The organism is Neorhizobium fuzhouense (assembly GCF_042611105.1).
In the GTDB taxonomy this organism is placed as follows: Bacteria; Pseudomonadota; Alphaproteobacteria; order Rhizobiales; family Rhizobiaceae; genus Neorhizobium; species Neorhizobium galegae_A.
The window spans coordinates 602935-618985 of sequence record NZ_JBHFFP010000001.1 but is presented as its reverse complement, the minus strand read 5'-3'; the positions used below and the strand labels follow the sequence as shown (position 1 = coordinate 618985).

Sequence of the window (16051 nt, the reverse complement as noted above, 5' to 3'; positions counted from 1 at the left end):
GAGACCGATGAGCGAGCACATCCTGATCGAACATCCGCCGGCCTTTGAAGGCGTTGCCGTCATCCGCTTCAACCGGGCGGAGAAGAAGAATGCCATCACCTCTGCCATGTATCGCGCGATGGTGGCGGCCCTTCGGGAGGCAAGCGCCGACCCCGCCATCCGCGCGGTCGCCTTTCTCGGCTCGGACGGGTGCTTTTGCGCCGGCAACGACATGGCCGATTTTCTTGCCCATGCCATGTCCGGCACGACGGAGCCGCCGGCGGCGGTGGAATTTCTGAAAGCCTTGGCCGGTTTCGACAAGCCGCTGGTGTCGGGCGTCGATGGTCTGGCCATCGGCATCGGCACGACGCTTCACCTGCACTGCGACCTGACGGTCGCCTCGTCGCGCAGCCTGTTTCGCACGCCCTTCGTTGATCTGGCGCTGGTGCCGGAGGCGGCCTCCAGCCTGCTTGCGCCGCGCCTCATGGGTCATCAGCGCGCCTTTGCCCTGCTGGTGGCAGGCGAAGGATTTTCGGCCGAGGCCGCGCGCGAAGCGGGCCTGATCTGGGAGGTGGTCGAGGCGGCCGATGTCGAGGCCGAAACGCTGAAGCTGGCCGCTGCGCTTGCGGCAAAGCCTGCCGGCGCCCTGAAGATTGCCCGTGATCTTCTGCGTGGCAACGGGCAGGAGGTTCTGGCCCGGATGGACGAGGAGATGGCGCATTTTGCACGCCAGCTCAAGAGCACGGAAGCGCGGGCCGCTTTCGAGGCCTTCCTGCAGCGCGGCAAGCGCTAAGGCGTCTTCACCGGGCGTTAAGCGGGGTCGGCCAAGGATGGAGCCATCCGTTCCGCATCCTCTTGTGAGACATCGCCATGTTCAGGCTCGCCGCCGGCATCCTCATCCTGCTTTCCGGCACTTCCGGCGTTCTCGCCCAATCGTCCGGCCCCGATACGCGGGTCTATAACGACAACCAGTTCAAGCCGCGCCAACGCTTCGTCTGCATCATCGAGCCGCCCAAAAGCGCCGACCGCACCCGCCCCTACATCTGCCGCGCCCCGGAAGGCCGCGCCGGCGGACGCTGCCGCTGCGACGGCGTCACCGGCAACGGCACGTTGCAACCGGCGGGGTGAAGGTGTTCGATTGATATCTTGAGGTGTCGCGTTTGCTTTGAGGGCAGACAGGCATGTCGCGTGTGCGGTTCACCCCCCTCTGCCTTGCCAGGCATCTCCCCTCAAGGGGGGAGATTAGCGTGGGGCCGATGTGCTCCTCCCACATGAACCGCTTCCGCAAGCACATCAGCCATTTCCGCAGTCCACAAGAACCGTTGCCGGCAATCGCTACGGTAAACTTTGAATGCCGCGCCTGCTTCCAGCCGATCTCCCCCTGTGTGGGGGAGATGCCCGGCAGGGCAGAGGGGGGTAATCCAGGCCGCAGCGATGGCGTCACCCGCAAAGGCATTGCAGAAAGCGCGGGTGTCACTTCTCCAGAAGCGCCACCGCTTCCACATGCGGGTTCCACAGGAACTGGTCGACGGGGGTGACGCTGGTGATGCGGTAGCCGCCGGCGATGAGGATGGCCAGATCGCGCGCTAGCGTCAGCGGGTTGCACGAGACGGCGACGATCTTCTTGACGCCGGAGCGGACGAGTTCGCTCATCTGGACTTCGGCGCCGGCGCGGGGCGGATCGAACACCACGGCATCGAACACCTTCAGTTCCTGCGCCATCATCGGACGGCGGTAGAGATCGCGGCGCTCGATGCTGACCGGCTTCAGGCCCTGGGCGTGGCGGGCGGCATGGTCAAGTGCCGCAATCGCCTTGGCATCGCTTTCCACCGCATGCACCCGGGCCTTTGCCGCGATCCGGAGCGCAAAGGTGCCGGAGCCGGCAAAGAGGTCCGCCACGCGCTTTGCCTTGCCGAGATGTCCGATGACGATGGCGGCCATGGCATCTTCGGCCTGGCGCGTCGCCTGGGTAAAGCCGCCCGGCGGCGGCGAGACGGGAACGCTGCCAAAGTCGAGCAGCGGCTTTTCCTTCTCGATCAGGATTTCGCCGTTCACCGAAAGCCGCACGACGCCCTTCAGCGCCAGCACGGTTTCCGTCGCCCGGCGGCGCTGCGCATCCGTCAGCGCCTTCAGCCCCTCGGCCGACAGGTCAAGTCCGGTGCGGGTTTCGAGAACCGTGAGGCGAAACACATCGGTGCCCTGTGCCAGCTCGCCGGCGGCCCGGCGGATCACGTCGAGCCGCCCTACGATGCCCGCCGTGGTGATCGGACATTCCACGACCGAAAACAGCTGATGGCTTTCGCCGCGGTTAAAGCCCAGCAGCAGGCCCTTCTCCGTCATGCGGGCGGAAAAGACGACGCGGCGGCGCTCGCCGGGGGCGGCCGTCACCAGATCCTTGACCTCCGGCGTCAAACCTTTCGATTTCAGCGCATCAACCACCAGCTGGCGCTTGAAGGCCTGGTAAGGCGCATCGGCCAGATGCTGCAGCGAACAGCCGCCACAGGCATCGCTGTCGGGGCCGAAATGGCGACAGACCGGTGCCACGCGGTCCGGCGAGGTGGTGGCGGTCGACATGACCGTGCCTTGCGCACCGACACGGGCGATGGAGACGGTTTCGCCGGGAAGCGCAAAGGGCACGTAGATCGGCCCGTCCTCGCCATGGGCAATGCCGTGACCCTGGGCGCCCAGGCGCGCGATGGTGACGGTCTGGGTGCCGGAACCGGGCGCGCTCATTGCTCGTCTGCCTCTTCGTCCAGATCGTCGTCGTCCAGGTCGTCATCATCCACGAGCGGCTTGCGGCCGGCCAGCAGATATTCCTGGTTGCCGTCGCCGCCGGCAATCGGGGAGGGGATGAGGCCAAGGCTTTCCCAGCCCATGTCCTCCACCAGCCAGCGCTCCAGCTCGGCTGCCACGTCCGGCGCCGTCTCCGGATCCTTCAACAGACCGGCCTTGCTGACGAAATCGCGCCCCGCCTCGAATTGCGGCTTCACCAGAAGCACGCATGTTGCACCCGGCTCGGCCATGTCGAGTGCCGGCGGCAGCGCAAGCTTCAGCGAGATGAACGAGACATCCGACACGACCATGCCGAAGTCCTCGTCGCCCACATCGTCGCGCGTCATGGCGCGGGCATTGAGGCCTTCGAGGCTCAAGACGCGCGGGCTGCCGGCAATTCGGTCATGGATCTGGCCGTGGCCGACATCGATGGCCACCACATAGGCCGCCTTGCGCTTCAACAGCACTTCGGTGAAGCCGCCGGTGGAGGCGCCGATATCGAGACAGTTGAGGCCCTCCGGATCAAGGCCGAAATGGTCGAGGGCGGCCACCAGCTTCAGCGCCGCGCGCGACACGTAATCCTGCGCCGGATCGTCGATGGTGAAGCTCGCATTGCCCGGCACTACGGCGCTGGGTTTCAGAACGGTCTGGCCGTTCACCTTGACGGTGCCGCGCAGCACCGCATCGCGGGCGCGCGAACGGCTGGCAAACAGGCCGCGGTTGACCAGCAGCTGGTCCAGTCTTTGATCGTGTGAAGATGTCATGCGCCAGTCCATGACGGCGAATGCGCAGGCTGGCAAGGGATTTTGCGTTTCCGGCCTTGACGAAGCGCAATTTCGGCCGCGCGATGGGTGAAATCCTGCCGATTTTCTCAATCCGATGTTAAGGCGCGTGCGCTCTTTTTGGGGTTCGTCGCCGGCGCCGGTGCGCCTTCCTGTCGTTCCAGAAGAAACCGCAGCACACTCCATGTCGTTCAAGAACCTGTCTCTCAACAAAAAGCTGATCAGCACATTTCTCGCGCTCATGTCCGTCTGCCTCATCGCATCTGCGGTGGTCTACTGGCAGGGGCTGAAATCGGCTGCCGCCTCGCGCGAGCAGATGCAGGCGCAGGCGATTGCCGCTGCCGTCGGCCAGGCGCTCGAGGCGCAGATGGAACAAGGCTACCTGCAGCGCGGCTATCTTCTGTCCGGCGATCCGGCCCTCCTGTCAGCCATGGCAGTCGCCCGCGACAGCGTGGTGTCGGCCCTTGACGAGGCGCGCAAGCAGGCGACCGGCTTTCCGGCCATGGTCGCAACGCTTGACGAGATGAAGTCGTCCGCCGATGCCTACCAGCGGCAGGTGGTGGATCCGCAGGTGAAGGCGCGTGAGGCGGCCGCGGGCACAGCGACGGCTAGCGACCAGGCCGCCCATCCGCTTGCCGGTTTCCGTGCCGCCGCCGCCCGCATCAAGGCGCAGGCGGACGATCTGATCCGCGCCACGGCCGGGACGCAGCTCAACGCCCACACCAATCTTCTCTGGACGCTGCTGATCGGTGGTGCGGTTGCTGGTGTCATTTCGGTGGCCCTGATCTGGCTCCTGTCGCGCGCCATCGTCAGCCCCATTGTCGGCATGACGGAAGCCATGTCGGCGCTCGCCTCCGGTCGCCACGAAATCCCCGTGCCGGCGCTCGACCGGGGCGACGAGGTGGGCCGCATGGCAAAGGCCGTTGCCGTGTTCAAGGATGCGGCGATCGAAAAGCTGCGGCTGGCGCAGGAGACCGAAAGCTTGCGCGTGGCCAGCGAACAGGAACGCCAGAACAATGACAGCCGCAAGGCGCATGAGGCCGCCGAGATCGAGTTTGCCATGAATGCGCTGGCCGAAGGCCTGTCGCGGCTCGCCGAAGGTGATGTGGCAAACCGGCTCGAACAGCCTTTTGCCAGCCATCTCGACCGCGTGCGCGGCGATTTCAACCAGGCCGTCGAAAAGCTGCAGGATGCGCTGCAGGGCGTCGGGCGCAACACGTCTGCCATCCATGCCGGCGCGATGGAAATCCGCAGCGCCACGGACGATCTGGCAAAACGCACCGAGCGGCAGGCCGCCTCCGTCGAGCAGACGGCGGCCGCCGTGGAGGAGGTGACGACGACGGTGAAGGATTCCGCCCGTCGCGCCGAAGATGTCGGCGAGCGCGTCGAGCGGGCGCGGCTAGGAGCGGAAAAGTCCGGCGCGGTGGTGCGCCGTGCGGTGGCGGCGATGGAAGGTATTTCGAAATCGTCCAGCGAAATCATCAATATCATCAGCGTGATCGACGACATCGCCTTCCAGACGAACCTTCTCGCGCTGAATGCCGGCGTGGAAGCGGCGCGTGCCGGCGAAGCGGGCAAGGGCTTTGCCGTGGTGGCGCAGGAAGTGCGCGAGCTTGCGCAGCGTTCGGCCAATGCCGCCAAGGAGATCAAGACGCTCATCACCACATCCAGCCAGCAGGTGGATGCCGGGGTTTCTCTCGTCGGCGAAACCGGCGAGGCGCTGCAGGCCATCGTGGTCGAGGTGCAGGAGATCGACGAGAACATCAAGGCGATCGTCACCGCCTCGCGCGAACAGGCGACCGGTCTGCAGGAGATCAATACCGCCGTCTCCTCCATGGATCAGAACACCCAGCAGAATGCCGCCATGGTGGAACAGCAGACGGCGGCAAGCCATGCGCTGGCGCGCGAGGCAAGCGAACTGGATGCGCTGCTGCGCCAGTTCCGGCTGGGCAATGCCGCCGCCTCGCCTGGACAGGACAGCCGGCCGGCCGCCCGGCCGGTGCAAGGTGCCGCTTCCCTTGATGCGCCACGCTTTGCGCCCGCAGCAAAGCCCACGGAAGGCCGCACAAAAATTCCGCAACCTGCCCGCCTGAAAGGCCCGGTTGCGGCACCTGCCGGCGCGCGCGCCAGACCGTCTCCGGCGGGTGCCCTGCGCAGCAAGCTGGCAAGCGCCTTTGCGCCTGCGGCAAAGCCTGCTGCCGAGAACTGGGAAGAGTTTTGAGCAGGTTATTCAATTGCCGTGAACGGCAGAACGGGGTGGATTGCATCCGCCTCGTCAGATCGCTGACAAAGGGCCTTGCGCTTCTTTGGTCAGCTCGGGCTTGTCCCGAGCATCTACAACGCTCGGATTTCATGGAGCTTTTATTACTGGGCGCTGGGCCGAGGATGACGTTGTGGTCGCAGATAGTGTTGTCATCAGCAGACGGGGTGGATCGGGGTCCGCCCCTTTTTCGTTCCGCCCCTCATATCGACAAACGTATACGGGATTCGTCGCGTGGCGACGAATTTGAAGTCCTATCTATATATGAAGACATGATAATTAACGCAGATGTAACGATCTATTGACATAAATAGACCGTTCGGATCGGCGCCGATTCAAGGTGTGCGTCCGAACAGAGCGATGAGGCGCAGCACCTTTGCAGCCCGTTTCGGCCCGCCCCGGGCCGATGCCGAGACGTCCGTCACGCTCTTTCGCGTTTGCCCGGCAAATGATTTGCACGCGGCTCACTCAGTTGAACGCCAGGTTCTTGCGGGAGTGGCATGTGAAGCACGTTTCAATTATCGGCAAATTTCTGATCATCATGGCAGGCTTTGGCCTGTTCACCCTGGGGATGGCGCTCTACTCCACGCAGCAGATCTCGCGCACGGATGACGAATACAGCAAACTGCTGGATGGCCCGAGCCAGGGCGCGCTGTACATGGCGCGCTCGAACCGCACCGTACAGAACATGCGCGCCGCGATCGGCGACCTGATGATGGCCCGCTCGGAAGAGCAGAATGCCAGGTCGGCCAAGGAAGTCGAAGACGGCAAGGCCAATTTTACGAAGTACATGGATGTGGTGGCCAAGGCCTTGCCGGGGAATCCGCAGGTCGAACAACTGCGCACCGAGGTTCTGAGCATCCTCAACACCACCTGTGCCGCCGTTATCGCTGCCGGCAAGGCGTCCACCACGGAAGCCGAGATTGCCACTTCGCAGACTCTGTTTCTTGAGCAGTGCCAGCCGGCTTTCGCGGCCGTTTCGCCCAAGTTCAGCGCCCTCACGACGCAACTGGTCGAAGCCGCCGCAAAGGCCAGCGACGATCTGACCGACAAGACCAATGCCACCGTGATGGTGACGCTCTCGATCGTCATCGGCGGCCTTGTGCTGGTTCTTCTGGCCGGCTTCTTCCTGATCCGCGCCTGGCTGGTGCAGCCGATCCGCGCGATGTCGGCCACCATGGTCACGCTTGCCAATGGCGATCTCGGTGTCATGGTCGACGGCACGGATCGCCGCGACGAAATCGGCGGCATGGCAAAGGCCGTGCAGGTGTTCAAGGACAACGGCCTTCGTGCCCGCCAGCTGGAACAGGAAGCCGATCAGGCCCGTTCGGCCAGCGAAACCGAAAAGGCCCGCGCGCTGGAAGCCGATCGCGTGCGTGCGGAGGAAATGGCGCAGGCCACGTCCGGCCTCGCGCAGGGCCTGAAGCATCTGTCGGATGGCGACCTGACCTTCCGTCTCTCCGAGCCCTTCGCCCGCGATTTCGAAGCCCTCCGCTCCGATTTCAACGCTGCCGTCGGACAGTTGGCAGACAGCCTGCGCTCGGTTTCCGTCGCCACCGGCAGCATCGGCAACGGCACGCGCGAAATCAGCCAGAGTGCCGAGGATCTGTCCAAGCGCACCGAACAGCAGGCCGCCTCGCTGGAGGAAACCGCCGCAGCGCTCGACCAGATCACCACCAATGTCACCAACTCGTCCAAGCGCACCGAAGAGGCCCGTCACGTGGCCGTGGAAGCCAACCGCTCGGCGCGTCGCTCCGGCGAGGTTGTCTCGAGCGCCGTCAATGCCATGCAGCGCATCGAACAGTCGTCCAACCAGATCTCCTCGATCATCGGCGTCATCGATGAAATCGCCTTCCAGACGAACCTTCTCGCCCTGAATGCGGGCGTGGAAGCGGCGCGCGCCGGGGAAGCGGGCAAGGGCTTTGCCGTCGTTGCCCAGGAAGTGCGCGAACTGGCGCAGCGTTCCGCCCAGGCGGCCAAGGAGATCAAGGATCTCATCCGCAACTCCGTCGACGAAGTGTCGACCGGCGTGCGGCTGGTGCAGGAAACCGGCGAGGCGCTGAAGGTGATCGAGCAGCAGGTGGTGACGATCAACACCCAGCTCGACGCCATTGCCACCTCGGCCAAGGAACAGTCGGTCGGTCTTGCCGAAGTCAACACCGCCGTCAACCAGATGGACCAGGTTACCCAGCAGAACGCCGCGATGGTGGAAGAATCCACCGCCGCCAGCGCCGCCCTTGCCAATGAGGTCAACAAGTTGCGCGACATCATCGGCCAGTTCCGCGTCGGCGGCGCCTCCGAAGCACCCGCCGGGCGTCGTCCGGAAGCCGCCCGGGCGACGGCAAAGCCCGTTGCCTCGCCGGCGCGCCGCATGATCGCCAAAGTCGCCGGCGCCGTCGGCCTCGGCGGCGGCTCTCCGGCAGCGGCCGCCGAAAGCTGGGAAGAGTTTTGAGCCGAGGCGGGCAACGGCATGAGATCCAGGGGCGGTCGAAAGGCCGCCCCTTTTTGCATGGCAGGTCGGGCGCGGTTGAGCGCGGGGCGCGTCCGCAGGGCCGAGCCGGCTTTTTGTTGGGGGGGGACGAGAGTGCAGTGCGTGCGGCATTGGGACGGCGACATCGGCCACACGATGATCTCCCCCCGTGTGGGGGAGATGTCCGGCAGGACAGAGGGGGGTGGAACCGCGCACGCAACATGCATGTCTGTCCCTGAAAGAATTCAGTCACATGAATTTACCCCGCAGACTGCAGTGCCGCCCCCGGTCACGCCCTCGCTGCGGCAAGAGTTTACCCCCTGTGCCCTGCCGGGCATCTCCCCCACAAGGGGGAAATCGGCTGGAAGCAGGCGCCACATTCCAAGTTTACCGCAGCGATTGCCGGAACAGTGTTTGTGGGATCCGAACTTGGCGGATGTGCATGCGGAAACGGTCCATAAGGGACGAGCACATCGGCCCCACGCCAATCTCCCCCCGTGTGGGGGAGATGTCCGGCAGGACAGAGGGGGGTGAACCAGACACGCCGCGCTAAGACCTGCGCCAGTCCTTTCGTCCCTGCGCCAAACACAGCCTGTGCGTCTCTGGCTGCCGGTGAGGCACCCGCCGAAAACCGCAAGCCTATCAGTCCTGCCGCGCAAGCACCCCGCTGGCGATTGCGCAAAACGCCTCGACAGCCTTCGTCAGCACGGCTTCCGCATCATCACTCGCCGCCACCCAGAGGGCGGCGTTGAGGGAGGCGCCGCTGATGAGGCGGGCAACGGCTTCGGCATTGAGCGGCTTCATCGTGCCATGCGCGATCAGCCGCTCGACGGCCTGTCTTGTCACCTGCAGGCAATTGTCCTGGCTTGGCCATCTGGACGGATCGCCGAGCACCGCGGGTCCATCGAGCAGCACAATGCGTTGCACCTCGGGATCAAGCGCCATTTCGATATAGGCTATTCCCTCCGCAAGCAGCGCCTTCCACTCGTCGGGTTCTGAGGCCGCCACCGCCTTTGCGCGCGCCGCCATCTCGGAATCGATCTGGTTGACGACGGCGGCAAACAGCCCGCGTTTGTCGCCAAAATTGTGGTAGAGCGCGCCGCGCGTCAGGCCCGCTTCCGCCGTCAGCTCATCCATGGAGGCGGCGGCATAGCCTTTTTCGGCAAAAGCCCTGCGTGCAGCCGCAATGAGCTTTGCCCTGTTTTCCTCCATGGTTTGCGCACGCGTTTTCGCCATCACACCCTCGTTTCACATACGATGCGTATTTGATTTGACATACGCAGCGTATCTCGTTATTTCACATACGCACAGTATCTGAAATGACCAGCCGTTGGAAGAAGCTTCGGCAGCGTCCCCAGAAAGGAAGACCCATGACCGCCCGCACAGCCATTTTTCCCGCCGACCGGCACGCGCTTTACACGCAGCATGGATATTCCGCGGCCATTCAATCCGGCGACCTCCTGTTCGTCTCGGGTCAGGTCGGCGCCCGGGAGGACGGAACGGCAGAGCCTGATTTCGGTGCGCAGGTCCGGCTGGCATTCCGGAACCTGCGGGCAACGCTGGAGGCCGCAGGCTGCAGCTTTGACGACATCATCGATGTCACGACGTTCCACACCGACCCGCAGAACCAGTTCGAGATCCTGATGCCGATCAAGGACGCGTTTTTTCCGGCGCCGCCTTTTCCGAACTGGACTGCCGTTGGCGTCACCTGGCTTGCCGGGTTCGATTTCGAAATCAAGGTCATCGCCCGCATCCCGCAGGCGGTTTAGCACCGGGCCAATCCCAAAACGCCTTCAGATGGAAACCTGCCATGCATTCTCTCATCGTCATTGCGCATCCCGAAGCCTTGTCCTACACGCATGCCGTGGCCGAACAGGTCATCGCCGGCCTGCAGGAAGACCCGCAGAACACGGTGGAAATCGCCGACCTGACGGCCGAGGGTTTTGATCCTCGCTATACAGGCGCGGACTATCGGGCCTTTCGCGACGGAATGGTTTTGCCGGCCGACACTGTCGCCGAGCAGGCAAGGATCGACCGCGCCGATCTGCTGATCCTGATCTTTCCCGTCTACTGGTGGTCCATGCCTGCCATCCTCAAAGGCTGGATCGACCGCGTTTTCACCAATGGCTGGGCCTATATCGATGCCGAGGGCGAGCAAACGACACGTCTTCTCGGGCGGCTTGCGGTCCAGACGGTGGCGGTTGGCGGCGCAACGCAGCGCACCTACGACAAGCGCGGTTATGCGCAGGCACTCCGGACACAGATCGACGAGGGCATTTTCGGCTATGCCGGCGCGCGCAGGGTGGGATCGGACCTCCTGCTCCCGCTCGACGCTGCGTCCTCTGAGGCCGGGCTCCAGCGGGCGCGGGCCATTGGCGCAAACCTCAGTTCAGTAGTGAGGGAAGCGGCCGGCGAGTAGCGCGCTGCAGGAGAGGTGCGGAACAGGCGGGTTGTGAGGAGGGCAGCGGGGAACAGTTGTCCCGGCCGCGGTGAAGGGCGTCCCGGCATTGATGGCTCGAAAACCGATGCCCCTGCGGTGTTGAGGTCCATGCTGGAGCGTGGCGATCTGCCGGAGGGCGGGCAGGCGTTGCGGGACGCGGGAGGGCAGGTGCAGGAGAGGTGGGAGGGGATGCGAAGGGAGTGAGGAAATGGCGGATTTGCGCCAATAGGAGACATAAACTGCTTCGGAGTTGACGGCCGTGATGGGGCCGGGAGCGGATGCCGGCTCCGTGATGGCGGACGCAAGTAAGCAGACATTCACCGTATTCACGCGGGCTAAGGCGCATTCCGGGGCCAGAAGCGGGCTGCGATTAAGCGTCGAAGTTTGCTCCCTCTTTTCGCCGCGGAACGAAGACCCTGATCTGTGCAGTTTAACATGTGGTCAATTCGCGACTTTTTAGGCATGACTAGGCTGAACGCGGTCAGGGTGAAATTACTGGTGGGGGTAATACACTTACCACCACACAGTTACAGCAAGTTTTACCCTCAAAGGTCACATTTTCGGGGATGGCCGCAGCCGCCAACCTTGAATGGGTGTTTGGCCGGCAGTACATTCGGAGCGATCAACGGGACGGCGGGGTTGCATGCCTAAGAAAATTTTGACCGTCGGCTTCGACTTGGTAGGGGACAACATCGAGAGCGCAACTTTCAGTGATAAAAACTCGCTACTCGATTGGGACATCGTCCTATTCAGACCTAATATTTCCCAGATCACTACCTACGATTTTGGCAATGACGAGTATCTCGGCAAACTCTGCCTGAATGACAGCAAATCATTTGCGCTCCGGGAAGCGTGCGCGCACTGGCGGAGAGAGATCACGCAGGCTGTAGATGCGGGCAAACTAGTTGTTGCCTTTCTTTCCCCGCCAACCGAGGTATATGCCGCGACCGGGTCGAAATCTACTTCCGGGACTGGTCGCAATCAAAAGGTGACGCGACACGTCGAATTATGCACAAGCTACAACGCGCTTCCGATCGCGTCCAACTGGACTGCGACGCAGGGATCTTCAATGGCGCTCAACCAAGGCACGCAAGAACTGTTCGCGGCGTACTGGCAAAAGTTTGGAAAAGACTCACGTTATAACGTCGTCTGGCCAGTAACCAGCAAAGGTGTGTGTGTTCAAACACAGACCGGACACATCCCCGTGGGGCTATTTCTGAGAAGCAAGGTTTCCACCGGTGCGCTTCTGCTCCTCCCCGACATGGATTTCGACCGGGACGAGTTTAGCGAAAAAAATAAAGATGGCCATTGGGTCTGGTCTCAAGCAGGCCAGCAATTCAGCTCGTCACTAATTGGGGAAATTGTCGCTCTGTCGAAGGCAATTGCCAGCGACGGAGAGAAAACGCCGCAACCCGAATGGGCGTCGGCTGACGAATTCGCACTCGCCCCCGAGGTCGAGCTTCGCCAGCAATTGCTCCAGGCAGAGACAGAACTGGAGAAAGCCCAGCGCGTGAAGGACGATCTATCCAACCAGCTAAAGGACGCAGGACAGCTGCGCGCGCTGCTATTCGAGAAAGGCAAGCCGCTGGAGGCGGCGATCATCACCGCGTTGACGGTGCTCGGCTTCAAAGCGGAACCATATGAGGACGGGAAATCGGAATTCGATGCAGTCTTTGAGAGCGAGGAAGGCCGCCTTCTCGGTGAAGCTGAAGGCAAGGACAACAAGGCAGTAAACATCGAGAAGCTGCGTCAGCTGTCAACCAACCTGCACGAAGACCTGCAGCGCGAAGAAGTCAGTCAACCGGCCAAAGGCATTCTATTCGGAAACGGCTATCGCCTTACGAAGCCGGGTGAGCGCGCGGAGCAGTTCACCGAGAAGTGTATCACCTCGGCCACATCAATGTCATACGGATTAGTGTCGACCGACCGACTATACGCCGCCGCACAGTATCTTTCCGGCACTTCAGACGACGAATTTGCTCGTCGCTGCCGTTTGGCCATGATCGAAATGTCAGGCATTGTAAGATTCCCGGATATTCCGGTCTTCGCTGGCGAGGCTGCAGATGGGATTCAGGTAGCCGAGTCTATCCTCGATTAGGCATTCGACCAATTAAAGCTCGAATTAGTCAATCTTGTCCTGGCCGGCAGGCCGGGCGGAAGCACAGAAGGTAGGTCCGCTTTGTGAAAAAGCCACAGGAGCGCCCAACGACCAAAATGAAGTCGCGTAGCCGCCTGCCAGCTATTGGTCCCCAATACGGCTTTCGGCCGACATCAGGCTTCGGCGAGCTGCTATACGGAAAGTCGCGAACCCGCTGCCCCCCGTCACATCACCCCGCAGCCCCCACCTGAACCCCACGCCCCAGCGCGCTGAACACCGTCTTCACGATGCCGGCGCGGTCCAGCCCGGCCTTGGCGTACATCACTTCGGGCTTGGCCTGGTCCATCCAGAGGTCGGGCAGAACCAGCGAGCGGATCTTGAGGCCGGTGTCGAGCAGGCCCTCGTTGGCGAGGAAGTGCATGACCTGTGAACCAAAACCGCCGACGGCGCCTTCTTCCACGGTCACCACGATTTCGTGGTGGCGGGCGAGCTGGCGGATGAGGTCGTGGTCGAGCGGCTTTGCAAAGCGCGCATCGGCAACGGTGGTGGAAAGGCCTGCAGCATCCAGATCTTCGGCGGCGAGCAGACAGTCGGAGAGCCGCGTGCCGAAGGAGAGAAGCGCCACTTTGGCGCCCTCCTTGATGACGCGGCCCTTGCCGATGGCCAGAATGTCGCCGCGTGCCGGCATCTCGATGCCAACCCCTTCGCCGCGCGGATAGCGGAAGGAAATCGGGCCGTCGTCGTAAGCGGCGGCCGTGCGCACCATGTGCTTCAGCTCCGCCTCGTCGGCGGCGGCCATCACCACGAAGCCGGGAAGCGAGGCGAGGAAGCCGGTGTCGAAGGAGCCGGCATGCGTCGGGCCATCGGCGCCGACGAAACCGGCGCGGTCGATGGGGAAGCGCACCGGCAGGCCCTGGATCGCCACGTCATGCACCACCTGGTCGTAACCGCGCTGCAGGAAAGTGGAATAGAGCGCGCAGAAGGGCTTGTAGCCTTCGGTGGCAAGGCCGGCGGCAAAGGTTACCGCATGCTGTTCGGCAATGCCGACATCGAAGGTGCGGGCGGGATAGAGCTCCTGCAGCTTGTCGAGGCCGGTGCCGGAGGGCATGGCGGCGGTCACGCCAACGATCCTGTCGTCGTGGCGGGCTTCCTCCACCAGCGCATCGGCAAAGACGGCGGTATAGCTTGGCGCATTCGGCTTGGCTTTCGCCTGCGCGCCGGTGATCACATCGAACTTGTTAACGCCGTGATACTTGTCGGCGGCCGCTTCCGCAGGCGCATAGCCCTTGCCCTTCTGCGTCACCACATGGATCAGCACCGGGCCCTTGGCATTGTCGCGCACATTGCGCAGCACCGGCAGAAGATGTTCGAAGGAATGGCCGTCGATCGGGCCGATGTGGTAAAAACCCATCTCCTCGAACATGGTGCCGCCGGTCACATAGCCGCGCGCATGTTCCACGGCCCGCGTGATCGCCCGGTCGACATTCTTGCCGAGATAGGCGGTGAGCTTCTTGCCGAACTCGCGAAAGCCCATGTAGCTGCGGCCCGAGGCAAGGCGCGCCAGATAGGCGCTCATCGCCCCTGTCGGCGGGGCAATCGACATGTCGTTGTCGTTGAGGATGACGATCAGGCGCGCATCGAGCGCGCCGGCATTGTTGAGTGCCTCATACGCCATGCCGGCCGACATCGCGCCATCGCCGATGACGGCAATCACGTTGCGCGGCGTGCCGGAAAGCTCGGCCGCCACCGCCATGCCGAGGCCGGCGGAAATCGAGGTGGAGGAGTGCGCCGCGCCGAAGGGGTCGTATTCGCTCTCGGTGCGCTTGGTGAAGCCGGAGAGCCCGCCTTCCTGGCGCAGCGTGCGGATGCGCTCGCGCCGGCCGGTCAGGATCTTGTGCGGATAGCACTGGTGGCCGACATCGAAGATCAGCCGGTCATGCGGCGTGTTGAACACCTTGTGGATGGCAATCGTCAGTTCCACCACGCCAAGGCCCGCGCCCAGATGCCCGCCGGTTTTCGACACCGCATCGATCATCTCGTCGCGCAGTTCGCGCGCCAGCTGCGGCAGGTCACGGTCTTCGGTCTGACGAAGGTCGGCCGGCAGCTTCACCTTGTCAAGCAGCGGCGTCTGAGGGCTGGATGTCACGAATGATGGCCTTTTCTGCTCTTGTCCCGAGCCTTCGTTTTTTCCCAAGATGAGATGCAACGCGGCTTTTTCAAGTCTCTCAGAACGCGCTTCTAGACGAATTCATGGACTTGGCAAAGGCACGAACTCTTCTTCGTCACCCGGCACGATATCGAAGCGGCCGGTGCGCCATTCTTCTTTCGCCTGCTCGATGCGTTCCTTCGAGGACGACACGAAATTCCACCAGATATAGCGCTTGGAGTTCAAGGCGGCACCCCCAAACAGCATGATGTGACAACCCGTCTCGCCGCTTTTCAGCGTAATCTCGTCGCCGGGGCGCAGCACCAGCAGCTGGTCTTTGGCAAAACAGTCCCCCGCAATCCAAAGTTCCCCGGAAAGAATATAGATCGCCCTTTCTTCATGGGCGGCGGAAAAGGGAAAGTTCTTGCCCGGCTCCAGCGCAAGATCGACGTATAGCGTGTCGGTGAAGGTGGAAACGGGGGAGGAGAGCCCGTCGAGCGCGCCGATCACCACCCGGCCGGACACGCCGGGCATGTCGATCACCGGCATTTTTTCGCGCGCCGTGTGGGCAAAGGCCGGGTCGATCTCCTCATGCGTATCGGGAAGCGCAAGCCAAGTCTGCAGGCCGGACATGGAGAGCGGATGCCCGCGCAGGTTTTCCGGCGTGCGTTCCGAATGCACGATGCCGCGCCCGGCCGTCATCAGGTTGATGTCGCCCGGACGGATCACAAGCTCGGTGCCAAGGCTGTCGCGGTGCTTGATCTCGCCGTCGAACAGGTAGGTGACGGTGGAAAGCCCGATATGCGGATGCGGCTTCACATCCAGCGCCTCGTCGGCCTTCAGCACCGCCGGTCCCATGCGATCGAAGAAGATGAATGGCCCGACAAGACGGCGCTGGCGGGTGGGCAGCGCCCGGCGCACGGAAAAGCCGCCGATATCGGACGAGCGGGGAATGATCAGGTTTTCGATGGCGTCGCAGGCAAAGGCATCGCCGGGCGTCGGGTCGTTGCCGGGAAAGAAGGACATCAGCTTTTCTCCAGTCTGCGCGTCTCTTCTCCGCGCCTCATTCGTCTGCGTCAGCTGCACGGCCATATCGGCCCCGCG

12 protein-coding genes are annotated in these 16051 nt (G+C 63.1%); 7 read left to right on the top strand and 5 right to left on the bottom strand.

Annotated features, from left to right (window positions below; genetic code table 11):
• The first annotated feature begins 7 nt into the window (after positions 1-7).
• Complete coding sequence (locus tag ACEXP3_RS03135) at positions 8-772, top strand: crotonase/enoyl-CoA hydratase family protein (protein ID WP_377295926.1); 765 nt, start codon at positions 8-10, stop codon at positions 770-772.
• A 77-nt stretch (positions 773-849) separates the two neighbouring features.
• Complete coding sequence (locus ACEXP3_RS03130; RefSeq protein WP_377295925.1) at positions 850-1107, top strand: hypothetical protein; 258 nt, start codon at positions 850-852, stop codon at positions 1105-1107.
• Between the two features lie 345 nt (positions 1108-1452).
• Here ACEXP3_RS03130 and ACEXP3_RS03125 read toward each other — a convergent pair whose 3' ends face one another.
• Together ACEXP3_RS03125 and ACEXP3_RS03120 are read right to left on the bottom strand one after the other, a co-directional pair.
• Positions 1453-2712 carry a class I SAM-dependent RNA methyltransferase gene (locus tag ACEXP3_RS03125; protein WP_377295924.1) on the bottom strand — a complete coding sequence of 420 codons (1260 nt, stop codon included), beginning with the start codon at positions 2710-2712 and terminating at the stop codon, positions 1453-1455.
• Positions 2709-3515 (bottom strand): TlyA family RNA methyltransferase, encoded by an 807-nt coding sequence (locus ACEXP3_RS03120; protein WP_210103334.1) that lies wholly within the window; start codon positions 3513-3515, stop codon positions 2709-2711. Before ACEXP3_RS03120 ends, ACEXP3_RS03125 begins: the two co-directional genes overlap by 4 nt.
• Positions 3516-3717: 202 nt before the next feature.
• On the opposite strand from ACEXP3_RS03120, the gene ACEXP3_RS03115 reads away from it, so the two are divergent.
• Positions 3718-5754, top strand: coding sequence for a methyl-accepting chemotaxis protein (locus tag ACEXP3_RS03115; protein WP_377295922.1), 2037 nt, complete (start codon positions 3718-3720; stop codon positions 5752-5754).
• A gap of 541 nt (positions 5755-6295) precedes the next feature.
• Positions 6296-8245, top strand: coding sequence for a methyl-accepting chemotaxis protein (locus ACEXP3_RS03110; protein WP_377295921.1), 1950 nt, complete (start codon positions 6296-6298; stop codon positions 8243-8245).
• 660 nt (positions 8246-8905) lie between these two features.
• On the opposite strand, the gene ACEXP3_RS03105 is transcribed toward ACEXP3_RS03110, so the two are convergent.
• A complete protein-coding gene (locus ACEXP3_RS03105) occupies positions 8906-9499 on the bottom strand; it encodes a TetR/AcrR family transcriptional regulator (protein WP_377295920.1) in 594 nt (197 codons plus the stop codon).
• A 134-nt stretch (positions 9500-9633) separates the two neighbouring features.
• Between ACEXP3_RS03105 and ACEXP3_RS03100 the strand changes: the two genes are divergently transcribed.
• The 3 genes from ACEXP3_RS03100 to ACEXP3_RS03090 all read left to right on the top strand — a co-directional run bounded on the left by ACEXP3_RS03100 (position 9634) and on the right by ACEXP3_RS03090 (position 12801).
• Positions 9634-10032 (top strand): RidA family protein, encoded by a 399-nt coding sequence (locus tag ACEXP3_RS03100; RefSeq protein ID WP_377295919.1) that lies wholly within the window; start codon positions 9634-9636, stop codon positions 10030-10032.
• Positions 10033-10073: 41 nt separating this feature from the next.
• A complete protein-coding gene (locus tag ACEXP3_RS03095) occupies positions 10074-10682 on the top strand; it encodes an NAD(P)H-dependent oxidoreductase (RefSeq protein WP_377295918.1) in 609 nt (202 codons plus the stop codon).
• Between the two features lie 664 nt (positions 10683-11346).
• Positions 11347-12801, top strand: coding sequence for a hypothetical protein (locus ACEXP3_RS03090; protein WP_377296084.1), 1455 nt, complete (start codon positions 11347-11349; stop codon positions 12799-12801).
• 229 nt (positions 12802-13030) lie between these two features.
• Here the strand turns inward: ACEXP3_RS03090 and dxs are convergent, their stop codons facing one another.
• Positions 13031-14947: a 1-deoxy-D-xylulose-5-phosphate synthase gene (dxs, locus tag ACEXP3_RS03085; RefSeq protein ID WP_210103326.1), complete on the bottom strand. Its 1917-nt coding sequence runs from the start codon at positions 14945-14947 to the stop codon at positions 13031-13033.
• A 102-nt stretch (positions 14948-15049) separates the two neighbouring features.
• On the bottom strand, positions 15050-15973 hold the full coding sequence (locus ACEXP3_RS03080) for a pirin family protein (protein WP_377295917.1): 924 nt from the start codon (positions 15971-15973) through the stop codon (positions 15050-15052).
• Positions 15974-16051 lie beyond the last annotated feature (78 nt).